Origin of the sequence: Azospirillum sp. A23 (assembly GCF_042938965.1) — a bacterium.
GTDB classification, from domain to species: domain Bacteria; phylum Pseudomonadota; class Alphaproteobacteria; order Azospirillales; family Azospirillaceae; genus Azospirillum; species Azospirillum melinis.
Genome location: NZ_CP170666.1, coordinates 1,500,560 through 1,521,900 on the forward strand (window position 1 = coordinate 1,500,560; position 21,341 = coordinate 1,521,900).

Genomic DNA, 21,341 nt, shown 5'->3' on the forward strand with positions numbered 1-21,341 from the left:
GGCCCCCATGGCATCCGTCAGCATCATCCCGAGCGGCGATTACAAGACGTCCTACGGGTCCGACACCACCATCTTCCCGACCAAAACCAGCCGCAACTTCGCGATCCTGGGCGTGGTCCTGCTGCTGGCCTGCCCGGCCTTCATGGACCGCTACTGGCTCAGCCTGCTGATCCAGATCAGCTATCTCGGCATCGCGGCGCTCGGCCTGAACATCCTGGTCGGCTTCACCGGCCAGATCTCCATCGGCCATTCCGCCTTCTTCGGCTTCGGCGCCTTCGCCTCGGCCTGGCTCAGCAACAGCGTCGGCGTCCCGGTGGCGCTGGCCATTCCGCTGGCGGGCGTGATCACCACGCTGGTCGGGCTCCTGTTCGGCATGCCGGCGGCGCGGCTGAAGGGGCTGTATCTCGCCATCGCCACGCTGGCGGCGCAGTACATCCTTCAGGACTTCTTCGCGCGGGCCGACTGGTTCACCGGCGGCACCGCCGGCACCATCGCCGAGCCGCTGACCATCTTCGGCTTCGCCTTCGACACCGACGAGCGCTTCTTCTACGTCGCGCTGGTGGCTCTGGTGGTGATGTACATCCTCGCCACCAACCTGATGCGGACCCGCGACGGCCGCGCCCTGGTGGCGGTGCGCGACCATTATCTCTCCGCCGAGATCATGGGCATCAACCTGACGAAGTACCGGACGATGTCCTTCGGCATCTCCGCCTTCTATGCCGGTATCGGCGGCGCCCTCTACGCCCATTACCTCCAGTTCGTGTCGGTCGAGGGCTTCACGATCCTCTTCTCGATCCAGTTCCTGGGCATGATCATCATCGGCGGGCTGGGCTCGATCATGGGCACGCTGATGGGCACCGCCTTCATGGTCTTCCTGCCCGAAGCGATGCAGGCGCTGACCAAGCTGGTGAGCGGCACCGCGCTCGATACCGCGCTGAACCTGAAGGACAACATCGCTTTCCTGCGCGAGATGTCCATCGGCCTCGTCATCATCCTGTTCCTGGTGTTCGAGCCCGACGGGCTGGCCCACCGCTGGAAGCAGATCAAGGCCTACTGGAAGCTCTATCCCTTCTCGCACTGATGCGTACGCTTTTGCCGATCAACAAACAGAACAGACTGGGGAGTCAACGCACCATGTCGATCAAGACCGCGCTCTTCGCCACTTCGGCGCTCCTGCTGGCGACCTCGGCCACTGGCGTCACCTCCGCTTGGGCCGACATCCCGGTCGGCCATCTGGCGGACCAGTCCGGCGCCACGTCGGACGTCGGCGTGCCCTATGCGCAGGGCGTCGCGGACGCGCTGGCCTACATCAACGCCAAGGGCGGCATCAACGGCACCAAGCTGGCGGTCGACACCGTCGATTACGGCTATCAGGCGCCGCGCGCCATCAGCCAGTACAAGAAGTGGTCGTCGGGCAGCGACAAGATCGCGGCACTCCAGGGCTGGGGCACCGCCGACACCGAGGCGCTGACCGGCTTCGTAGGCAAGGACGAGATCCCGGCCTATTCCGGTTCCTACTCCGGCCACCTGACCGATCCCACCGGCAAGGGTCCGCACGGCTCCAAGCCGGCGCCCTACAACTTCTTCTATGGCCCCTCCTATTCCGACGCGCTGCGCGGCATGCTGACCTGGGCGGCGGAGGACTGGAAGAAGCAGGGCGGCCAGGGCAAGCCGAAATACGTCCACATGGGCGCCAACCACCCCTATCCCAACGCGCCCAAGGATGCCGGCGAACAGCTGGCGAAGGAGTTGGGCTTCGACGTGCTGCCGGCCGTGCAGTTCGCGTTGACCCCCGGCGACTACACCGCCCAGTGCCTGACGCTGAAGCAGTCCGGCGTCAACTACGCCTATCTCGGCAACACCGCCGGCTCCAACATCTCGGTGCTGAAGGCCTGCCAGACCGTCGGCGCCAAGGTGCAGTTCATGGGCAACGTCTGGGGCATGGACGAGAATGCCGCCAAGGCTGCCGGCTCGGCTGCCGACGGCGTTGTGTTCCCGATGCGCACCGCGGTGACCTGGAACGCCGAGGTACCGGGCATGAAGACGCTGAAGGACATCTCCAAGATCTCCGACGCGGCCGGTACCGCCTATCGTCCGGTGCACTATATGGCCGGCGTCTGCACCGCCTTCTACATGAAGGAAGCGATGGACTGGGCCTCGGCCAACGGCGGCGTGACCGGTCCGAACATCCGCAAGGCGATGTACCAGAAGAAGGACTGGGTTCCGGCCGGGCTGGAGGGCGTCTGCGTTCCCTCCACCTGGACCGATACCGACCACCGCGGCATGACGGCGGTCAACATCTACCGCGCCAAGGTGTCGGGTGACACCGGCGCCGGCGTGGACGATCTGGTCAAGGCCGGCACCATCAAGCTGGAGAAGCTGACCACCGTCGACGTTCCGCGCAAGCCGGAATGGCTGGGCTGGTAAGCCGATAAGCACGCGGCGCCTCCGCCTCTCTTCGGGCGGGGGCGCTCCCGATCTTTACGAACAGTTCAGGTGCCGCATGCTGAACACCGCCACGGCCGCTTCGACCAACGCTCCAGTCGCACCGCCGGTCACGGCCGCGAAGAAGCTGATGCTGTCCGTCAACAACATCGAGGTCGTCTACAACGACGTGATCCTCGTGCTCCGCGGCCTCAGCCTGGAGGTGCCGGAGGGTGAGATCGTGGCCCTGCTCGGCGCCAACGGCGCCGGCAAATCGACGACGCTGAAGGCGATCTCCGGCCTGTTGAAGACCGAGGACGGCGAGGTCACCCGCGGCGACATCACCTTCAATGGCGAGCGCATCAACGGCATCGATCCCGACCGGATCGTCCGCAAGGGCATATTCCAGGTGATGGAGGGCCGGCGCATCATCGCCGACATGACCTGCCTGGAGAATCTGCGCCTGGGCGCCTACACCCGCCGCGACAACGGGGTGAAGGACGACCTGGACATGGTCTTCAGCTATTTTCCCCGGTTGAAGGAGCGCACCGGCCTTGCCGGCTACCTGTCCGGCGGCGAGCAGCAGATGCTGGCCATCGGCCGCGCGATGATGGCCCGGCCGAAGCTGATCCTGATGGACGAGCCGAGCATGGGCCTGTCGCCGCTGATGGTGAAGGAGGTGTTCAGCATCGTCCAGCAGATCAACAAGGATCTTGGCGTCACCATCCTGCTGGTGGAGCAGAATGCCCGCATGGCCCTCCAGGCCGCGACCCGCGGCTACATCATGGAGAACGGCAAGGTCGTGCTGGACGGCACCGCCGAAGAGCTGCGCAACAACGAGGACGTGAAGGAATTCTACCTCGGCGGCGGCGGCAATGAAGAGCGCAAGAGCTTCAAGAACCTGAAGAGCTTCAAGCGCCGCAAGCGCTGGATTTGAGGGGAGTGGCGGGGCGTCGGCGTGCCGATGCCCCACCGCCGATGCCCGCCACCTGATCGGCCGACCCCTGAACGGACGAACGACCATGACCGATTTCTACGACGACCTCGAAACCCGTTCCTCCGACCGGCGCGAGGCCGAGCAGTTCGCGGCGCTGCCTGCCCATCTGCACCACGCCAAGGACGCGGCCCCCTATTTCCGCCAGCTGCTGGCCGGGATCGACCCGGCGTCGATTCATGACCGCAACGCGCTGGCCACCCTGCCGGTGACGCGGAAATCCGACCTGATCGCCTTGCAGCAGGCGAACCCGCCCTTCGGTGGATTGGCGGCGGTGGAGATCGGCCGGCTGGCCCGCGTCTTCGCCTCTCCCGGCCCGATCCACGATGCCGAACCGCATGGCGTCGACCCGTGGCGCAGCGCCCGCGCGCTGTTCGCCGCCGGCTTCCGCGCCGGCGACCTCGCCCATAACTGCTTCGCCTACCACCTGACCCCCGCCGGCTCGATGTTCGAGACGGGGGCGCACGCCCTCGGCTGCGCCGTCATCCCCGCCGGCACCGGCAACACCGAGATGCAGGCCCAGGTGGTGGCCAGCCTGAAGCCGCGGGGCTATATCGGCACGCCCGACTTCCTCAAGATCATCCTGGAGAAGGGCGATGCGCTGGGGCTGGACGTCTCCTCCATCCGCATCGCCGCCGTGTCGGGTGGCCCCTATCTGCCCGATGCCCGCGCCTTCTACGAGGCGCGCGGGCTGGATGTCTACCAGAGCTACGGCACCGCCGACCTCGGCATCGTCGCCTACGAGACCCAGGCGCGCTCCGGTCTGGTGGTGAACGAGGGCAGCATCGTCGAGATCGTCCGTCCCGGCACCGGCGACCCGGTTCCCGACGGCGAGGTCGGCGAGGTGGTGGTGACCATCTTCAACCCGGCCTATCCGCTGATCCGCTTCGCCACCGGCGACCTGTCGGCGGTGCTGCCGGGCACCAGCCCCTGCGGCCGGACCAACATGCGGCTGAAGGGCTGGATGGGCCGCGCCGACCAGACCACCAAGGTCAAGGGCATGTTCGTCCACCCGAGCCAGGTCGCCGAGGTGCTGCGCCGCCATCCCCAGGTCGCCCGCGCCCGTCTGGTCGTCGGCCGCCAGGACGCCAGCGACACCATGACGCTCCGCTGCGAGGCGGAGGAGAGCGGAGAGGGTCTCGCCGCCGCCATCCGCGAGACTTTGGCGTCGGTGACGAAGCTGAAGGGCGCGGTGGAGTTCGTGGCGCCGGCAAGCCTGCCCAACGACGGCAAGGTGATCGACGACACGCGGGGGTGACTGTGCGGGGGTGAACGGTCGCGGCGGGGGACCGCCGCAACCGTCTGTCTTCCTACCTCAGCACTCCGCGTCGGCCTGCGGCATCAGCTCATATTGCGGCCTGTAGCCCGGCTGCGCGCGGACGCGGTCGGCCCAGGCCTTGACGTTCGGATAGTCCTTCTCCTCGATCCCGGATTCGCTCAGCAGGTCGATCCAGGGGAAGGCGAAGATGTCGGCGATGGTCAGGCGTTCGCTCTGGATGTAGCTGTGGCCGGCGAGATGCTGGTCGAACAGCTTCAACCCGCTGGCCGCCGCGCCATCGAGCCAGGGCAGGGCGTTGGCATCGCCGTTGAACTTGCGCACGGCGCGGGCGCGCTGGACCGGCAGCAGCACGTCGGCCAGCCAGCTCAGCCATTCGGCGAGGCGCAGTTTCTCAGCCTCGTCGCGGCCGCCGAACTGGCCGGTCTGCTCGGCCAGATAGGTCAGGATCACGCTGGATTCCGAGATCGAATGGTCGCCATGCACCAGCGTCGGCACCCGGCCGAAGCGGTTGATCGCCTGATACTCCGGCGACTTCTGCTGACCGGCGCGCAGATCGAGATGACGGTACTGGAAGGGAACCCCGGCCAGCCGGAAGAACAGCGCGATGCGGGTCGCGGGCTGGGAATTCACGTTGCCGTAGAGGATGAAGGGCGCGGTCACGATCTCTGTCTCCCTGATTTGCGGACCCGAACGGGTCGGGACCGGTGTTGCCGGGAGGATGGCCTCAACCGCCCCGGCCACGCCAGCGGAAAGCGCGGGCGGACTCACCCAAGGGTGCACTCAGGCCATCCGCCGGATCGCCAGCCCCGACGCAGCGATGCGGAACCCGCCGTCCGCCGCCTGCTCCACCGCGTCGCCGCTGTCCAGGCGATAGCTCTTGCCCTCCGGCACCCAGCCGGCGGGGCCGCGGAAGGTCACCATCTGGATGTAGCTGGTCGTCTCGACCACCGCATGGACGCTGCCATCCTCAGCCGTCGCCTCGAAACGGTCCGTCTCCATGTCCTGACGCATAGGCATCGGCCTGCTTCCTCCCGCTGTCCACGCCCTGTCCGCCTCTTGCCGCGGCGCCCCATAGCCTGCCATGGCGATGTCCCGGAAAGGCATAAGTTTAATTTGGGTCTTCCGCGAGGAAAGCTCGTTTGCCGGCCCGCGCCGGGATTTCTATCGTCCGGCCATCGCAACGATGCAAAGGGAGGTTGGAATGATCGGAAGGCGGGGGTTCCTGGCGGCGACGGGCGGGGTTCTGCTGCTGTCGGCGGCCGGGGCGCGGGCTGCGGAAACCGGCAAGAACAAAGGCGGGAAAGCCACGGGAAGCGATGCGTTCGCGGCGCGCATGACCGAGCTGGAGGGGCGCACCGGCGGCCGTCTGGGCGTCGCGGTGCTCGACAGCGCAAACGGCCGGCTGCATGGCTGGCGCGGGGACGAGCGGTTCCCGATGTGCAGCACCTTCAAATTTCTTTTGGCTGCCGCCGTCCTGAAGACGGTGGACCAGGGCAAGGACCGGTTGGACCGGCGGATTCCGGTGACCAAGGCCGATCTGGTCCCCTACGCGCCCTTCTCGGAGACGCGGCTGAACGGCACGCCGCCGACGGTGGCCGAACTGTGCGAGGCGGCGATGACGCTCAGCGACAATGTCGCGGCGAACCTGCTGCTGCCCGGCGTCGGCAACCCGGCCGGCCTCACCGCCTTCCTGCGCGGCATCGGCGACAAGGTCACGCGGCTGGACCGCAACGAGCCTGCGCTGAACACCGCCATCCCCGGCGACCCGCGCGACACCACCACGCCGGCCGCCATGGTGCGCAGCATGGAGCGCCTGCTGGTCGGCGACGTGTTGCGGCCGGAGTCCCGCAAGCAGCTGACCGACTGGATGGTCGCCAACAAGACCGGCGACAAGCGTCTGCGCGCCGGGCTGCCGGCCGGCTGGCGGGTCGGCGACAAGACGGGGACCGGCACCAACGGCACCGCCAACGACATCGCCATCCTGTGGCCGGAGGGCCGCGCGCCGCTGTTGGTCGCCAGCTACCTGACCCACACCGCGAAGGACTTCAAGCAGCAGGACGCCATCCATGCCGATGTGGCGCGGGCGGTGGCCGGCCTGATCGGCTGAGGCAGAGCTAGAGCTAGAGCTAGAGAGGGGGCTCAGAGAGGGGAGGTGGGCTGCGGATGCGGCGGCGCCGCCCCCGCCCATCTGACGATGGAGCGGACGGCGTTCAGGGCGTTCACATTGTCCTGAATGTGGAAATGCCGCCGCAGCTCGACGACGGCCGCCCATTCGCCGCTTTCGTGAAACGCCCTTTGGATCGCGGCGGCTTCATTCTCGCTGACGCTGAACATTCCAACCTCATGGCCGACCCGGCGGCCCTCGGCATGGATCATGCCCTGACGGAGAGTCCGGTTGCAAGTCCGGCAGTGGGGTCGTCGCCCGATCAGGCATTTTCCATTTCGGCGTCCGGCTCCATGCCGCCGGACTCGTCGAAGTAATCGCCGGCCACGTCCGGTCCCCATTCCTGGACCAGCGCCACCTTTTTCTGCTTCAGCACCTCGACCCGCTTTTCGGCTCGGCTGACTTCCATCCCGGCGACCAGCGGCGGGATGCCGTAATAAATGCCCCAGCCGACGGCGGCGGCGCTGTACATCACCAGCCAGGCCAGCGGGTCGGCGAAGATCTTCGCGGCGGCGCCGATGGTGTGCTGGTGCTTCCACAAATCGATGGCGAAGGGCATGCAGCCGCAGAAATTCAGCCCGCCGACGGTGATCGGCGCCGATTTGTCGGGATCGCGGTCGACGACATAGGCGACGATGGTCGGGATCATGCCGATGCCGAACAGGATGGTGGTCGGCAGCACGATCAGCGCCGCCGGCACGATCAGCAGGATCAGCGTGAGGGCGCCACCCTTTTTCTTCTTCTTGCGCGCCATGGCGATCCCCCCGTCGATTCAGATTTTATGAGATCCGGTCAGAAGGCGAAGAACAGGATGATGCCGGCGACCAGCAGGGTCGACAGCAGGCTGGACACGATTGCGGCGACCTGCCGGCCCGACGTCTCGATGATGGAATTGCGGTCGGCGATGGTGTGGCGGATCTTGTCCATCTCGGCGTCGGCCTCGCGGTAGGCGATCTGCGCCGCTTCGAACTCCAGCCGGTCGCGGCGCAGCGCGTCCGGATCGTCGACCACCTTCAGCAGTTCGGTCAGCCGGCCGTTGTGCGCGGCGGCATCCGCCATCTTGCGCACCTCCTGCTGCTGCGGCCGGTTGTGGAAGCGGCGGAAGGCGGGGTCGAGCATCGCCACCACCCAGCTGGCCAGATGGGTCAGCCCATCGACGCCGGTGCGGGCCTGGATGTCCGACAGGATGGTCAGCATGGCGATGATGCGCCGCATCGGCTCCACCCCGCTGCCGAGCTGGGTGAACAGCAGCTCGTCCCCGCGCTTGTGACGGGCGCCGAGGAAGGCGGCGATTTGCCGGTCGATGGGGTCCTTGTGCCGTTCGCCCCCCGCGGCGATCCAGTCCAGCGCCCGCAGCAGCTCGGCCGGGGTGGTCGGCAACTGCTTGACCACCAGACCGCTCATGCAGGGCATGGTCGGGTTCATCTCGTACAGCACGCGCTCCACCCCCAGCCCGTGGCTGGAGCGGTCGAGAAAGCCGCGCAGCTGGTCGAAACTCTGCACCAGCGGCACGAATTCCGGCTTGAAGTCGGTCTGGACGTTGACCCAGAACATCGGCAGCTGGTTGGCGAGCACCTCCGCCACCGCCTGGGGGGATTCGCCGCGCATGAAGGCGTCGGCCAGCATGGTGGCGATGCCGTCCGGCATCATGGCCCGGCCGCGGTAGCGGATGGGGGCGGCGGGGTCGAGCGCGATGCAGACGCGGGCCACCAGCCGGTCGCCCTGGGTGCCGCCCTTGCCGCTGGAGGCGGTCTGGATGGCGTGGCCCACCGCCTCCGCCCGCACATCGTCGCCCATCGACCGGCGCAGCCACTTGTCCAGCTCCCCGCTTTCGATGACGGAGGCGGCGGCGGGGGCATGGCGGGCGAAGGCGCGGGCCAGCGTGCGGCAATGCCAGTATTCCGACCCCTGGAATTCCAGCGGACGGGCGGCGCGGCGGGAAATCTGCGGCTGCTTCGGGCTGAGCCGGCGGCCGGCCACCCACAGATCGAGGTCGTTCAGGGTCCAGCGCTGCTTGGGGTCGTCGACCAGCAGGCCGCGCACCACCTCGTTGATCGCCAGCGGCAGCCGTTGCTGCTGGACCAGCGCCGGGTAGGAGCCGCGCTCCATCTTCGCCTGCAGCACCGCCTCGTCGTCCAGCCCGGCCAGCGGGTTGCGGCCGAGCGCCAGGATCAGCAGGGTGACGCCCAGCGAATAGAGGTCGTCGGCCATGGTGCCGGTGCCGCGCCCGGCCGGGTTGGCCATGCCGCGCTCGATCGTTTCCAGCAGCACCGGCTGGCCGTAGCCGGGCTGGGTCGACACGCAGTCGCCCAGCATCAGCGCGCCGGACGCGAGATCGCGGTAGAACAGGTTGGTCGGGCGGATCGCGCCATGGACGACGCCACGGCTCGACAGCTCCTTCAGCGCCGACACCAGCGGGTGGACGATCTGCCGGGTCAGCTGGTCTTCCGGCATCGGATCCAGCGTGTCGGTCAGCGATCCCATCAGCCGCTTGCCGCCCGGCCGTTCGAACACCAGACAGAAGCGCCGCCCGCGGTCCTGCGGCCAGTCCACCAGCCCCCAGTCGAGCAGCCGCATGTGGGTGGCGTTGTCGAGGCTGCCGACGGTGGAGCAGATGTCCATCCGCGGCAGCACCGCCGCATGGCAGATGATGGCGAAGGGCTCGATCCGCTTTTCGCGCAGCGCCTTGGCGGTGAAGGCATTGCCGCCGACGGCGTTCAGCAGCGGGATCGGCGCGCCCGGTTGGATCTCGTAGCGTTCGGCGAGCTTGACCGGTTCGGCGTTCGCCATCGCTGCCGTGGCGGCTCCCATCATACCTGTCTGGGCGTCGGATGGCATGAACGGCGGATCCCCGGGGCGTGCGAATGTGCGCAGGCCTTAGGTGGCGTAAAAAGGGCAAACAAACCCTTAACGTGCGCGTGCGTAACACTATCGGATTGGACGGAAAAGGAAAACCCCCGCCGGGACGGGCGGGGGTTTTCCGTGCGGATAAGCGTGGGTGAGGCCGCTCGGCTTCGCCTTACCCGTTCTTGACTGCGACGTAGGAGCCGGGCGCGTCTTCCAGGGCGGGCAGGGCGCCGTCGCCGGGCTGGCGGGCGGGAACCTTGCCGTTGGCGTACTGGCCGACCCACTTGTTCCATTCCGGCCACCAGGAGCCGGGGGTCTGGGTCGCCTTCTCCAGCCACTCGTCGGAGGTCTTGGCCAGCTTGTCGCTGGTCCAGTAGCAGTACTTGTTGGCCGCCGGCGGGTTGACGACGCCGGCGATGTGGCCGGACGCACCCAGCACGAATTTGACCGGGCCGCTGAACAGCTGGGCGCCGCTGTAGGTGCTCTTCCACGGCGCGATGTGGTCTTCACGGGCCGACAGGAACAGCGCCGGCACCTTGACCTTGCCGAGGTCGACCGGAACGCCCTTCAGCGTCACGGCCCCCGGCTGCGCCAACATGTTCTTCTGGTACATGTTGCGCAGGTAGAAGCTGTGCATCGCCGCCGGCATGCGGGTGCTGTCGCTGTTCCAGTACAGCAGGTCGAAGGGGAAGGGATCCTTGCCCAGCAGGTAGTTGTTGACGACGAACGACCAGATCAGGTCGTTGGCGCGCAGCATGTTGAAGGTGGTCGCCATCTTGGCGCCGTCGAGATAGCCCTGTTCGGCCATCTGCCCTTCGATGAAGGTCAGCTGTTCCTCGTCGATGAAGATCGACAGCTCGCCGGCCTCGGCGAAGTCCAGCATGGTGGTGAAGAAGGTTGCCGACTTGATGCGGTCGTCCTTCTTGACAGCCATGTAGGCGAGCGTGGAGGCCAGCAGCGTTCCGCCCAGGCAATAGCCGATGGCGTTGACATCCCGTTCGCCGGTCGCCTTCTCGATGGCGTCGAGGGCGGCCAGCGGACCTTCGACCATGTAGTCCTCGAAGCCCTTGGCCGCCAGCGTCTCGTCCGGGTTGACCCAGGACAGGACGAAGACGGTGTGGCCCTGGTCGACCGCCCACTTGATGAAGCTGTTCTTCTCGCGCAGGTCGAGGATGTAGAACTTGTTGATCCAGGGCGGCACGATCATCAGCGGACGCTTGTTCACGTCCGGCGTGGTCGGGGTGTACTGGATCAGCTGCATCAGGCTGGTCTGGAAGACGACCTTGCCCGGCGTGACCGCGATGTTCTTGCCCAGCTGGAAGGCATCGTAGTCGGTCATGGAGATGCGCAGCTCGCCCTTGCCGCGCTCCAGATCCTTCAGCAGATGCTCCAGGCCCTTGACCAGATTCTCGCCGCCGCTCTCGATGGTCGCGCGCAGCACCTCCGGGTTCGTCATGACGAAGTTGGAGGGCGCCATCGCGTCGACGAACTGTCGGGTGTAGAAATCGACCTTCTTGGCGGTGTGGTCGTCCAGCCCTTCGACCTGATTGACGGTCGACTGCATCCACCGGGCGCTCAGCAGGTAGGACTGCTTGATGAAGTCGAACAGCGTGTTCTCGTCCCAGGCGGCGTCCTTGAAGCGGCGGTCGTCCTTGGCGGGCGCGATGACCGGCTGGGTTTCCTGCCCGAAGAAGCGCTGGGTGGTGCGCTGCCACAGGGTCAGGTAGTCCTGCCACAGCGACATCTGCGCCTGCATCAGCTTGGCCGGGTCGGCCATCATGCGGGTGGTCATCTCAAGGAAGGCATGGCCGACTCCCATCGGATCCGGGCTCTTCGGGCCGGCGCCGTCGGCGGCCTGACGGGCGAGGAACTCGGAGACCAGCCGCTGGCTCTGCTCGGCGATGCGGGTCATCGCCCGCGACATTTCGACCGGATCGGGCAGCTTGACGTCGGGCACCTGGGGGGAAGCCGGGTTGGAAGCCTGAGGGGGGGCCTTGGTCTCGGCCATGAGCACGGTCCTTCTTCTTTGGGCGGGTGTCGCGTCGTCTCGGTCACGTCGCCTGTGTCACCTTAGGTCCGCGGGATCGGGCTTGCGCCAGATTGGGCTTTGGGCCTTGCGGACGGACGGCTATACAGGCTTGCAGGCGATGGTCTTCAGGAAGCGGTGTCTGGGGGCGGTCTCTGGGAGTGGTCTGCACCATGTCGCTGTGGTTGGCGTCGCTGTGGGTTGCGTGCGGCGGTCCGGCTTTATGGTGCGGTGCAGGAGAAATCCGAAACCTCTCATACACCGCAGATGTGAACATTTCATTTCAAGGATCGTCGCACAAGTGTGGCGTATCGGCCAGACACGGGGAAGGATGATGGTGACGGGCAGTCAGGGTAACGGTCGGGGCATCGCGGCGGCCGGGCCGGCGTTCAGCCTGCTAATCGTAGCGATACCAATGGTTTTCGGGCTGTCGGCCTGCAGCGACCGCATGCTCGACACCGGCCCGCTGGGGGCCATCACCGGCGAGCCTTCGCCGGTCAGCGACAATTCGTCGCCCATCCGCAGTATGACCGGGGAGCGGAGCGAGTACCCCAACCTGGGCACCGTCCCGCCGCGCCCGACCGACCTGACCACCGAGGCGCAGCGCCAGCAGGCGATGGACCGTCTGGCCCAGGACCGCGCGGCATCCCGCCGCACCCGTGAGCAGACGGAGGCGATCCAGGTGCCGGAGCCGCTGCCCACCCCGATGGCGGTTCCGCCGAAGCCGGACTTGCGGCCCGGCAAGAGCTGAGTTTTCCGGACAAGAAAAAAGCCCCCGGCCGGACGGCCGGGGGCTTTTGTCTGTATTCAAGGGCTCTGGGGTGAGGGGCTGTCCCACCCCACGCTCGTCATTCCTGGATGAAGGCCTTCACGTAGGACTGGCGCAGCGGCTGGACCAAGTAGTCCAGCGGGGTGCGGGCGGACAGCACGATGCGGGCCTCCACCGGCATGCCGGCCTTGATCTTCATGTGGCGGACTTCGTGGCTGTCGGCATCCTTCAGGCGGATGCGGGCCAGGTAATATTCCTGGCGGGTCGCGTTGTCGGTCAGGCGGTCGGCCGACACGTAGGACACGGTGCCGTCGATGGTGCCGACGACGCGGCTGTCATAGGCGGTCAGCTGCACCTTCACCGGCAGGTCGACGGCCATCGACTTGATGTCCTTCGGCTGGATGCGGACCTCGGCCAGCAGGGCCTTGTCGTCGGGGACGATGTCCAGCACCGGCTCGTTGGCGGTGATGCTGCCGCCGACTGCCGGATGGCCGTACATCACGACATTGCCGGCGTCCGGCGCCTTGACGGTGCGGTTGTCCAGGCGGTTCTTGGCGTCGCGGATCTGCTCGGCCAGCTTCTGGGCGTCGCCGCGGGCCTTGTCCAGCTCGACCAGCACCTTCTCGCGGAAGTCGCTGCGGCGGCGGACCAGATCGCCCTGGGCATCGACGGCCTGCTGACGCGACTGCGACATGCGGGCTTCCAGCTCATGGTCCTGGGCGTGGAGCTGCGCGTTCTCCTTCTGTGCTGCCACCAGCTTGGTGCGGGTGGAGTTGCCGCGGTCCAGCAGGCCCTGGGTGATCTGGATGTCCTCGTCCGACAGCTTGATCTCGCGGGCCAGGAAGGCGCGCTGCTTCTCCAGGCTCTGCACCTCGTCGCCCAGCGTGGCGATGCGGTCCTTGGTCAGCTTGGCTTCGGTGTCGAGCTGGGTGCGGCGGACCTGGAACAGCTTCTCCTGGTTCAGCATGGCGTTCTCGACCGCCGGCTCCTTGGCGCGGCGGGCGGCGAGAGCGTCGGGCCATTCGATGGCCGGCTTCTCGAACAGCTCGGCCGACAGGCGCGCTTCGGAGGCGAGCGTGTCGAACAGGGCGGCGTTCAGCATCTCCAGCCGGGTCTGCGCCTCGGTGCTGTCCAGCCGCATCAGGACCTGGCCGGCCTCGACCCGGTCGCCCTCATTGACCATGATGGCGCTGATCACGCCGCCTTCGGTGTTCTTCACCACCTTGCGGCCGGTCTCCGGCGCCAGCGAGCCCGAAGCACTGATCGCGCTGTGCAGGGGGGCCACCGCCGCCCAGCCGGTCATGCCGCCGAAGCCGACCGCCAGGACCAGGAAGCCGCCCAGCAGCAGGCCGCGGGCATTGGTTTCCGGCATCGCCGCCCGCAGCGCATGGATCGAGGTGATGGTAGCGGTCTTGCGCGACGGCTTGCCGGCGGGGGTCTCGGGGCCGTTGTCGCTGGAGAGCGGGGCGGGGAAGGTCGTGGTCATCGTGGTCATGGGACTTCCTTGGCTCTGTCGGGTCGTGCCGGGTGCTCAGGACTGGAGGGCGGTGCCGGCGGTCAGCCGGCGGCCCCTGCCGTGGCGGCGGACGGACCCTGAGGGCCGAGATTGCGGAGGCGGGCGAGGTTGACGGCGCCGGGCTGGGCCTGCTGCTGCTCCGGACGCGGCAGCTCCATCGCCATGCCGTTCTTCAGGACGTAGGTGTGGTCGGACATATCGACGAAGATCGGGGCGTGGGTCATGACGATGGTGGTCGCCCCGCGCTCCTTGCTGGCCGCGACGAAGGCGCGGACCGCCTTGATGCCCAGCTCGTCCAGGCCGGCGGTCGGCTCGTCCAGCACCAGCAGCGGCGGCTGGCCGAAGGCGGCGCGGGCAAGGCCGATCAGGCGGGCGCTGGCACCGGTGATCGGGGACAGCGGGTCGTTGACCTCGGTCTCGTAGCCCATGGGGAGGCTTTCGATCCACTCGTGGAGGCTGACGGCCTTGGCAGCCTCTTCCACCTGTTCGCGGGTTGCGGTGGTGAAGCGGGCGATGTTGTCGGCGATGCTGCCGGGCAGGAGGTCGACCTGCTGCGGCAGGTAGCCGATGCCCTGGTCGGGGCTGTCGGGGGTCAGGGTGGCGACGGACAGGCCGCCCAGCCGCACCGTGCCGGCCGAGGGAAGGGCGACACCGGCCAGCAGGCGGGCCAGCACCGACTTGCCCGACCGGTTGGGGCCGGCGATGCAGACGGTCTCGCCGGGCTCGACCGACAGGGTGACGCTGCGCAGGATCGGCTTCTGGTCGCGGGGGGAGACGAACAGCAGGTTCTCGACGGTCAGGCGCTCGCTCTCGACGGGCACGGAGGGACGCTCCGGCTCACGCGACAGGCGCTTCAGCAGCGGCAGCAGGCGGCGGACGGCCTGGGCGGAGCGGACCAGCCCGCCCCAGGCGCCGGCGGTCTGCTCGATCGGGGCGAGGCCGCGGCCGACCAGCATCGAGGTGGCGATCATGCCGCCGAAGGACAGGTGCTGCTCGATCACCAGCCAGGCGCCGATGCCCGTCACGGCGATCTGCAGGACCATGCGGACCCACTTGGTGGCGGCGCCGATGGCGGCGCTGCGCTCATAGCCCTGGCCCTGCATGGCGCTGGCGGTCAGGAAGTCGCGGTTGACGGCGTCCAGCGAGGCGTTGCCCATGCGCAGGCCGCGCACGGTGTCGGAACGCGACGCCAGCGCTTCGAACAGCTTCTGGGCGCGGCCGGCCGGCAGCTTGCTCTCGTCGTTGATGTCCTTGACGGCCACATAGCCGATCCAGCCCATCACCGCCATGATCAGCATCGACACGACCAGCACCAGCGCCAGCATCGGGTGGATGACGTAGATGCCGATGACGTAGAGCGGGGCCCAGGGCAGGTCCATCAGCGCCGGCAGCGACGGACGCGAGAAGGCGCCCTTCAGCTCGATCAGGTCGGCGAGCGGGCCGTTGTCCGGTCGGCCGCGGCCGGCAGCATCCAGCGCGTCGGCGGTCAGCCGGCGGCGCCACCGCACCTCCAGCGCGTTGCCGGCACGGGCCAGCAGACGCGAGCGCACCATCTCCAGAAGACCGCTCAGCGTCAGCGCCATCACCACGATGACGGTCAGCATGGCCAGGGTATCGTAATTGCCCGACGGGATGGCGCGGCTGAACACCTGAAGCGAATAAAGCGGCATGGCCAGCATCAGTGCATTGATGGTGGCGCTGAAGATAAATGTACTAACAAGTATCCTGGTGAAATAACCGCGATTGAATGAGGCTTCCGGCTTATCATTGCCGGGCTGTCGCATAGAGTTGGACTTGGTCGAAACAGGCATAAAACAGCCCTCCAATTGTCACCGGTCGGCGCAGTGCCCACTGGATGCAGGCGAGACCAGAGAACGCGATCTTGGTAAATGGGACCTTAACATTCGGGGACGTCACAGGATTGCCACCGGATGCCACCACTTTTGCGCAGAATTACCTCGGTATTGTTTGTTCCTTCGGGTCTGCTGGTCCCGTCACTTGGCGGAGGGGGCATGCCCTATGGCCGGTTGGAGGGGCAGGGCATTACCGCTATCGTGCCGGCGGGTGGCGGTTTTGCCGGTCCACCCCAACCACAGCCGGAGATGACGATGGAAGGGCGCAAGGTCCCCTCGGTGGTGTTCAAGACCCGCGTGCGCGACGAGAGCGTCGGCGGACCCAACCCGTTCCGTTGGCAGGACGTGCAAAGCGACGAGCTGTTCAAGGGCAAGCGGGTGGTGGTGTTCTCGCTGCCCGGTGCCTTCACGCCGACCTGCTCCAACGAGCAGTGCCCGGCCTTCGAGCGTCTCCATGGCGACTTCAAGGCTCTGGGCATCGACGAGGTCTATTGCATCAGCGTCAACGACGCCTTCGTCATGTACCAGTGGGGCAAGAGCCTGAACCTGCAAAAGGTGAAGCTGATCCCCGACGGGTCGGGCCATTTCACCCGCCGCATGGGCATGCTGATCGACAAAGACAGTCTTGGCTTCGGCTTCCGTTCCTGGCGCTATGCCATGGTCGTGAAGGACGGCGTCATCGAGAAGTGGTTCGAGGAGCCGGGCATCAACGACGAGGGCGAGAACGGCGATCCCTACGGCGAATCCTCGCCGGAGAATGTGCTCGCTTTCCTGCGGAGCTGAGCAGCCCGATTCGGTGCCCGGCCCGCCCGACCGGCGGAGTGATTTCGGACTGACGGCACAAGGCCGGCGGAGCGGCGGCTCCGCCGGCCTTTTCCATGGCTGCCCGAAGCCCCGCCGGCACCCGCCGCCGGGGCTGGGTTGCGCATGGTCGTGCATGTGCGTGCATCAGAAATACCTTGAGGCTTTTTGTTAGACATTCCCTGTTCTCTTGCTACCTTCCGCAGAGATTCTGGTGGATGGGGTGCAGCAGGTGGCAGAAAATCGGCCGCTCCGGTGTTTTCTGGTTGTATTTTTCATGGCGGTGCTGGCGCTGGTGTCGCCGTTCGGCGCCGCTCCGGCCAGGGCCGATGCAACCGCGCCGCCGCTCGCTCCGCACAACGTGGTGCTTGCCAAGAGTTCGGTATCGGGGCTGGCGGCCGGCGCCTTCATGGCGCTCCAGTTCCACGTCGCCCATTCGGGCGAGATGGCCGGCGTCGGTTTGGTGGCCGGCGGTCCCTATCTCTGCGCAGCCGAAAATCCACTCCTGGCGGCGGCCTGCATGCAGGGCAATCCGCTCTGGCCGCGCGGCCAGCCGCTTTACGAGGCGGCCCAGCCGCTGGCGGCGGCCGGTGCCATCGACCCGCTCGACCGGCTGGCGCAGGCACAGGTCTACCTGTTCAGCGGCCGCGCCGACATGGTGGTGAACCGCAAGGCGGTGGATGAGGCGGAGGCCTTCTATCGTGCCGCCCATGTGCCGGCGAACCAGATCCGGGTAGAAACCGGGCTAGATGCCGGCAACGGCTTCATTGCGCCGGGCGGGGCCAATGACTGCAACGCCAACCGCAGCCCTTATGTCAACGCCTGCGGCGATTATGACCAGGCCGGCCGGATCCTGTCGCACATCTATGGCGGGTTGAACCCGCCGGCTCCCGACATGCCGGCAGCCATTCCTTTCGACCAGACGCCGTTCGGCGATCCGGACCGCACGGGGCTGGCCTCCGCCGGCTATGTCTATGTGCCGCCCGCCTGCGGGCGCGGAGCGGCCTGTGCCGTGCACATCGTCTTTCACGGATGCCGCCAGTCCGTGGCCGAGGTCGGCGATGCCGTGACCACCGGCGCCGGCTTCAACCGCTGGGCGGCCAACAACAATCTGATCGTGCTCTACCCGCAGCTGTCGCCGCGCAATTCCGCGGACCCGATTGCGTGCTGGGACTGGGTCGGCAGGACCGGGACGGAATTCGCGACGAAGGGCGGGGCGCAGATCGCCGCTGTCCACGCCATGTTGACAACCCTCGCAGGGCAAAGGTGACCCTATTCATGACCATTTCAAACAAAGCGATTCTCAAGACCGTATTTGCGGTGCTCCTCGTCCTGGCCCCGCTTCCCGTGGCTGCCCAAAGCGGCGCCCAGATCAGGCTGTCCGATCTGAAGCTGAAGATCGACCCGGCACAGACCACGGTGTCGGGCATTTCGTCGGGCGCCTACATGGCCGGGCAGTTCCAGGTCGCCTATTCGGGGCTGGTCAAGGCGGCCGGGCTCGTCGCCGGCGGTCCTTACGACTGCGCCGAGGTGTCGACAGGTGGCGTCGCCACGGCAATCGTGGCGCTGAAGCGCTGCATGGATGTGGCGATGGGCGCACCCGATGTCGATGCCCTGGTCGCCAACGCCAAGGCGCGCGAGAAGGCGAAGGAGATCGACCCGCTGTCCAACATGGCGCAGTCGAAGATCTACCTGTTCAACGGCGACGGCGACGTGACGGTGAAGCGGCCGGTCGCCGACGCCACCGACCGATTCTACCGGGCGCTGGGGGTGGCGGAGGCCAACCTCTCCTATGTGAAGCTGCCGAAGGCGGCCCATGCCTACATCACCGACGGCTATGGCGCCGCCTGCGACTTCATCCCGAAGGAGGGTGAGAAGAGCGAATACATCAACAACTGCCAGTACGATCAGGCAGGTGCCATCGTCCGCTTCTTCTATTCCGACGCCAGGACCCCGAACGCTCCCGCCGCGGCCCGCCAACCGCAGCTGTTCAACCAGGCGCCCTTCGTCGGCGACACCAGCCGCAGCGGCATGTCCAAGACCGGCTACATCTATGTTCCGGAAGCCTGCGAGGGTGGCACGCAGACCTGCCGCATCCATGTCGCCTTCCATGGCTGCCAGATGGCATCCAACCTGATCGGCGACCATTTCGCCGTGAATGCCGGCTACAACCGCTGGGCCGACGTCAACAACATCGTCGTGCTGTATCCGCAGATCGACGGCGCCGCCAAGCCGACCTCCAACCCGAAGGCCTGTTGGGACTGGTTCGGTTACACCGGCTACGATTTCGCCCGCAAGAGCGGTTTCCAGATGACCGCGGTGCGCAAGATGATCGGCGCGCTCGCCGGGGAGTGAACGCCCCCTCTGCATAAAAAAGCCCCTCTCCGGCGGACCGGAGAGGGGCTTTTCCTTACCCTGGGGCGATCAGGCCTTCAGGATGCCGCGGCCGGCGAAGCGGGCGGCGACGCCGAGCTGCTCCTCGATGCGGATCAGCTGGTTGTACTTGGCGAGGCGGTCCGAACGGCTCAGCGAGCCGGTCTTGATCTGGCCGCAGTTGGTGGCGACCGCCAGATCGGCGATGGTGCTGTCCTCGGTCTCGCCCGAGCGGTGCGACAGAACGGCGGTGTAGCCGGCCTTGTGCGCCATGTCGACCGCTTCCAGCGTCTCCGACAGCGTGCCGATCTGGTTGACCTTCACCAGGATCGAGTTGGCGACGCCCTGCTTAATGCCCTGGGCCAGACGCTTGGGGTTGGTGACGAACAGGTCGTCGCCGACCAGCTGAACCTTGTTGCCGATGGCGTCGGTCAGCGCCTTCCAGCCTTCCCAGTCGTCTTCCGCCATGCCGTCCTCGATCGAGATGATCGGGTAGCGGCCGGCCAGATCGGCCCAGTAGGCGACCATCTGTTCCGGCGACAGCGACTTGCCTTCGCCGGCCAACTCGTACTTGCCGTTCTTGAAGAACTCGGTCGAGGCGGCGTCGAGCGCCAGCATGACGTCGTCGCCCGGCTTGTAGCCGGCGGCCTCGATGGCCTTCATGACGAAGCCGAGCGCCTCGTCGGTCGACCCGATGTTGGGGGCGAAGCCGCCCTCGTCGCCGACGTTGGTGTTGTGGCCGGCGTCCTTCAGCTTCTTCTTCAGCGACTGGAAGATCTCGGAGCCCATGCGGATGGCGTCGGCGCCGGTCTCGGCGCCCACCGGCATGATCATGAATTCCTGGATGTCGATGGGGTTGTCGGCATGGGCGCCGCCGTTGATGATGTTCATCATCGGCACCGGCAGCAGCGAGGCGAAGGCGCCGCCGACATAGCGGTAGAGCGGCAGGCCGGCATCCTCGGCGGCGGCGCGGGCGACCGCCAGCGACACGCCCAGGATGGCGTTGGCGCCGAGACGGCTCTTGTTCTCGGTGCCGTCCAGGTCGATCATCGCAAGGTCGATGCCGCGCTGGTCGTCGGCGTCCAGGCCGGCGAGCGCGTCATAGATCTCACCGTTGACGGATTCGACCGCCTTCAGCACGCCCTTGCCGCCGAAGCGGGACTTGTCGCCGTCGCGCAGCTCGACCGCCTCATGGGCGCCGGTGGAGGCGCCCGACGGCACCGCGGCGCGGCCGAAGGCGCCGCTGTCCAGCGCAACGTCGACTTCCACGGTCGGGTTGCCGCGGCTGTCCAGGATTTCGCGGGCGTGAATCTCGGTGATGACGCTCATGATCGGTCGATCCTTCGAGGAATGGCAGCCGCGTTGTCTCGCAGGCCGCGTTTTAAGGCGCGCAGGCTTGATAGCCCCGACGTCCGGGCGATGCAATATCTGCTTCGGCTTACAACCCCGCGCAGACGCGCGGATTCGAGCCGTAAATCAGAGAAATCCTTCCACCATCGCGGCGAATTCGGCCGGGCGTTCGGCGTGAAGCCAATGCCCGACACCGTCGATCATGCGGATTTCCGCCTTGGGGAAGTGGCGGCGGATGGCGTCGTGATGCTCCGGCCGGATATAGTCCGACGCGCCGCCGCCGATGAACAGCGCCGGTCCGTCATAGCGGGCGCCGCCGAAATCGGGGAAGCCGATCAGCCCGGTCATGTTCGCGCCGATGGAGTCGAGGTTGATCCGCCAGGAGAAGGCGCCGTTCTCCAGCACCAGATTCTGCATCAGGAAGGAGCGCAGCGGCGCCTCCGGCACGGCATCGGCCAGCTGCGCCTCCACCTCCGGCCGGCGGGTGACGCCCTCCAGCTTCGCGGCCTTCATCGCGGCGACGTAAGGGGCGTGGGTGTGGGTGTAGGCGACCGGGGCGATGTCGGCGACCACCAGCCGTTCCACCCGGTCGGGATGGGCCAGCGCCAGCGCCATGGCGGTCTTGCCGCCCATCGAATGGCCGACGATTGTGGCGCGGGCGAAGCCGCGGTCGTCGAGGAAACGCAGCACGTCGGCCGCCATCTCCGGATAGCTCATGCCCTCGGACCAGGGCGCACCGCCATGGTTGCGCAGGTCGAGCGCATAGACCCGGCGGGATTCGCCGAAGCGGCGGGCCAGGGTCTGCCAGTTGCGGGCCGAGCCGAACAGGCCGTGCAGGACCAGCATCGGCGTTCCGCCATTGGCTTCGCCGGCTTCCAGATAGGTCAGGGGGAGGGCTTGCTGCGGCATGTCGGGGCCTTCGACCGTGGGGGAATGAGATGCGTT

At 67.1% G+C, this 21,341-nt stretch carries 19 protein-coding genes; 9 read left to right on the forward strand and 10 right to left on the reverse strand.

All coding sequences use genetic code 11. The annotated features are described in order from the left end of the window. The first annotated feature begins 7 nt into the window (after positions 1–7). The 4 genes from ABNQ40_RS15545 (at position 8) to ABNQ40_RS15560 (ending at position 4,676) form a co-directional block, all read left to right on the forward strand. Positions 8–1,081: a branched-chain amino acid ABC transporter permease gene (locus ABNQ40_RS15545; protein WP_109051445.1), complete on the forward strand. Its 1,074-nt coding sequence runs from the start codon at positions 8–10 to the stop codon at positions 1,079–1,081. A 53-nt stretch (positions 1,082–1,134) separates the two neighbouring features. Beyond that, positions 1,135–2,427 carry an ABC transporter substrate-binding protein gene (locus ABNQ40_RS15550; protein WP_109051446.1) on the forward strand — a complete coding sequence of 431 codons (1,293 nt, stop codon included), beginning with the start codon at positions 1,135–1,137 and terminating at the stop codon, positions 2,425–2,427. 76 nt (positions 2,428–2,503) lie between these two features. Continuing rightward, a complete protein-coding gene (locus ABNQ40_RS15555) occupies positions 2,504–3,361 on the forward strand; it encodes an ABC transporter ATP-binding protein (protein WP_109051447.1) in 858 nt (285 codons plus the stop codon). An 85-nt stretch (positions 3,362–3,446) separates the two neighbouring features. Beyond that, positions 3,447–4,676, forward strand: coding sequence for a phenylacetate--CoA ligase family protein (locus tag ABNQ40_RS15560; RefSeq protein ID WP_109051448.1), 1,230 nt, complete (start codon positions 3,447–3,449; stop codon positions 4,674–4,676). 57 nt (positions 4,677–4,733) lie between these two features. Here the strand turns inward: ABNQ40_RS15560 and ABNQ40_RS15565 are convergent, their stop codons facing one another. Together ABNQ40_RS15565 and ABNQ40_RS15570 are read right to left on the reverse strand one after the other, a co-directional pair. Beyond that, entirely contained in the window at positions 4,734–5,357 is a 624-nt protein-coding gene (locus ABNQ40_RS15565; RefSeq protein ID WP_109051449.1) for a glutathione S-transferase family protein, read from the reverse strand. Between the two features lie 120 nt (positions 5,358–5,477). Further along, a complete protein-coding gene (locus tag ABNQ40_RS15570) occupies positions 5,478–5,714 on the reverse strand; it encodes a hypothetical protein (protein ID WP_109051450.1) in 237 nt (78 codons plus the stop codon). Positions 5,715–5,898: 184 nt separating this feature from the next. Between ABNQ40_RS15570 and bla the strand changes: the two genes are divergently transcribed. Next, a complete protein-coding gene (gene bla, locus ABNQ40_RS15575; protein ID WP_109051451.1) occupies positions 5,899–6,804 on the forward strand; it encodes a class A beta-lactamase in 906 nt (301 codons plus the stop codon). 32 nt (positions 6,805–6,836) lie between these two features. On the opposite strand, the gene ABNQ40_RS15580 is transcribed toward bla, so the two are convergent. From ABNQ40_RS15580 to ABNQ40_RS15595, 4 genes are all read right to left on the reverse strand, one after another. Next, on the reverse strand, positions 6,837–7,073 hold the full coding sequence (locus tag ABNQ40_RS15580; RefSeq protein WP_109051452.1) for a hypothetical protein: 237 nt from the start codon (positions 7,071–7,073) through the stop codon (positions 6,837–6,839). A gap of 50 nt (positions 7,074–7,123) precedes the next feature. Beyond that, positions 7,124–7,615: a hypothetical protein gene (locus ABNQ40_RS15585; protein WP_109051453.1), complete on the reverse strand. Its 492-nt coding sequence runs from the start codon at positions 7,613–7,615 to the stop codon at positions 7,124–7,126. A gap of 38 nt (positions 7,616–7,653) precedes the next feature. Next, the gene (locus tag ABNQ40_RS15590; protein WP_247879979.1) at positions 7,654–9,699 is read right to left on the reverse strand and encodes a serine/threonine protein kinase; all 2,046 of its coding nucleotides are present in this window, start codon (positions 9,697–9,699) and stop codon (positions 7,654–7,656) included. A 181-nt stretch (positions 9,700–9,880) separates the two neighbouring features. Beyond that, on the reverse strand, positions 9,881–11,716 hold the full coding sequence (locus tag ABNQ40_RS15595) for an alpha/beta hydrolase (protein WP_109051454.1): 1,836 nt from the start codon (positions 11,714–11,716) through the stop codon (positions 9,881–9,883). Positions 11,717–12,182: 466 nt separating this feature from the next. Between ABNQ40_RS15595 and ABNQ40_RS15600 the strand changes: the two genes are divergently transcribed. Beyond that, a complete protein-coding gene (locus ABNQ40_RS15600; RefSeq protein WP_247879980.1) occupies positions 12,183–12,485 on the forward strand; it encodes a hypothetical protein in 303 nt (100 codons plus the stop codon). Positions 12,486–12,582: 97 nt separating this feature from the next. Here ABNQ40_RS15600 and ABNQ40_RS15605 read toward each other — a convergent pair whose 3' ends face one another. Together ABNQ40_RS15605 and ABNQ40_RS15610 are read right to left on the reverse strand one after the other, a co-directional pair. Beyond that, positions 12,583–13,998, reverse strand: a complete 1,416-nt coding sequence (locus ABNQ40_RS15605; RefSeq protein WP_109051455.1) for an HlyD family type I secretion periplasmic adaptor subunit — start codon at positions 13,996–13,998, stop codon at positions 12,583–12,585. 62 nt (positions 13,999–14,060) lie between these two features. Beyond that, positions 14,061–15,689, reverse strand: a complete 1,629-nt coding sequence (locus tag ABNQ40_RS15610; RefSeq protein ID WP_247879981.1) for a type I secretion system permease/ATPase — start codon at positions 15,687–15,689, stop codon at positions 14,061–14,063. A 438-nt stretch (positions 15,690–16,127) separates the two neighbouring features. Here ABNQ40_RS15610 and ABNQ40_RS15615 point away from each other — a divergent pair, with 438 nt between their 5' ends. The 3 genes from ABNQ40_RS15615 to ABNQ40_RS15625 all read left to right on the forward strand — a co-directional run bounded on the left by ABNQ40_RS15615 (position 16,128) and on the right by ABNQ40_RS15625 (position 19,028). Continuing rightward, positions 16,128–16,655: a peroxiredoxin gene (locus ABNQ40_RS15615; protein ID WP_109051457.1), complete on the forward strand. Its 528-nt coding sequence runs from the start codon at positions 16,128–16,130 to the stop codon at positions 16,653–16,655. Positions 16,656–16,950: 295 nt separating this feature from the next. After that, the gene (locus ABNQ40_RS15620; RefSeq protein WP_247879982.1) at positions 16,951–17,943 is read left to right on the forward strand and encodes a PHB depolymerase family esterase; all 993 of its coding nucleotides are present in this window, start codon (positions 16,951–16,953) and stop codon (positions 17,941–17,943) included. An 8-nt stretch (positions 17,944–17,951) separates the two neighbouring features. After that, a complete protein-coding gene (locus ABNQ40_RS15625) occupies positions 17,952–19,028 on the forward strand; it encodes a PHB depolymerase family esterase (RefSeq protein WP_109051459.1) in 1,077 nt (358 codons plus the stop codon). Positions 19,029–19,097: 69 nt separating this feature from the next. Here ABNQ40_RS15625 and eno read toward each other — a convergent pair whose 3' ends face one another. Beyond that, positions 19,098–20,375, reverse strand: coding sequence for a phosphopyruvate hydratase (gene eno / locus ABNQ40_RS15630; protein WP_391347154.1), 1,278 nt, complete (start codon positions 20,373–20,375; stop codon positions 19,098–19,100). 147 nt (positions 20,376–20,522) lie between these two features. Further along, a complete protein-coding gene (locus tag ABNQ40_RS15635; RefSeq protein WP_109049882.1) occupies positions 20,523–21,305 on the reverse strand; it encodes an alpha/beta fold hydrolase in 783 nt (260 codons plus the stop codon). Positions 21,306–21,341: the final 36 nt, after the last annotated feature.

Bases quoted from the DNA above. Each gene is read 5' to 3' on its own strand.
- ABNQ40_RS15545 (WP_109051445.1), top strand. From the start codon at position 8: ATGGCATCCGTCAGCATCATCCCGAGCGGCGATTACAAGACGTCCTAC.
- ABNQ40_RS15550 (WP_109051446.1), top strand. From the start codon at position 1,135: ATGTCGATCAAGACCGCGCTCTTCGCCACTTCGGCGCTCCTGCTGGCG.
- ABNQ40_RS15555 (WP_109051447.1), top strand. From the start codon at position 2,504: ATGCTGAACACCGCCACGGCCGCTTCGACCAACGCTCCAGTCGCACCG.
- ABNQ40_RS15560 (WP_109051448.1), top strand. From the start codon at position 3,447: ATGACCGATTTCTACGACGACCTCGAAACCCGTTCCTCCGACCGGCGC.
- ABNQ40_RS15570 (WP_109051450.1), bottom strand. From the start codon at position 5,714: ATGCCTATGCGTCAGGACATGGAGACGGACCGTTTCGAGGCGACGGCT.
- bla (WP_109051451.1), top strand. From the start codon at position 5,899: ATGATCGGAAGGCGGGGGTTCCTGGCGGCGACGGGCGGGGTTCTGCTG.
- ABNQ40_RS15580 (WP_109051452.1), bottom strand. From the start codon at position 7,073: ATGATCCATGCCGAGGGCCGCCGGGTCGGCCATGAGGTTGGAATGTTC.
- ABNQ40_RS15585 (WP_109051453.1), bottom strand. From the start codon at position 7,615: ATGGCGCGCAAGAAGAAGAAAAAGGGTGGCGCCCTCACGCTGATCCTG.
- ABNQ40_RS15590 (WP_247879979.1), bottom strand. From the start codon at position 9,699: ATGCCATCCGACGCCCAGACAGGTATGATGGGAGCCGCCACGGCAGCG.
- ABNQ40_RS15595 (WP_109051454.1), bottom strand. From the start codon at position 11,716: ATGGCCGAGACCAAGGCCCCCCCTCAGGCTTCCAACCCGGCTTCCCCC.
- ABNQ40_RS15600 (WP_247879980.1), top strand. From the start codon at position 12,183: ATGCTCGACACCGGCCCGCTGGGGGCCATCACCGGCGAGCCTTCGCCG.
- ABNQ40_RS15605 (WP_109051455.1), bottom strand. From the start codon at position 13,998: ATGACCACGATGACCACGACCTTCCCCGCCCCGCTCTCCAGCGACAAC.
- ABNQ40_RS15610 (WP_247879981.1), bottom strand. From the start codon at position 15,689: ATGCCGCTTTATTCGCTTCAGGTGTTCAGCCGCGCCATCCCGTCGGGC.
- ABNQ40_RS15615 (WP_109051457.1), top strand. From the start codon at position 16,128: ATGGAAGGGCGCAAGGTCCCCTCGGTGGTGTTCAAGACCCGCGTGCGC.
- ABNQ40_RS15620 (WP_247879982.1), top strand. From the start codon at position 16,951: ATGGCGGTGCTGGCGCTGGTGTCGCCGTTCGGCGCCGCTCCGGCCAGG.
- ABNQ40_RS15625 (WP_109051459.1), top strand. From the start codon at position 17,952: ATGACCATTTCAAACAAAGCGATTCTCAAGACCGTATTTGCGGTGCTC.
- eno (WP_391347154.1), bottom strand. From the start codon at position 20,375: ATGAGCGTCATCACCGAGATTCACGCCCGCGAAATCCTGGACAGCCGC.
- ABNQ40_RS15635 (WP_109049882.1), bottom strand. From the start codon at position 21,305: ATGCCGCAGCAAGCCCTCCCCCTGACCTATCTGGAAGCCGGCGAAGCC.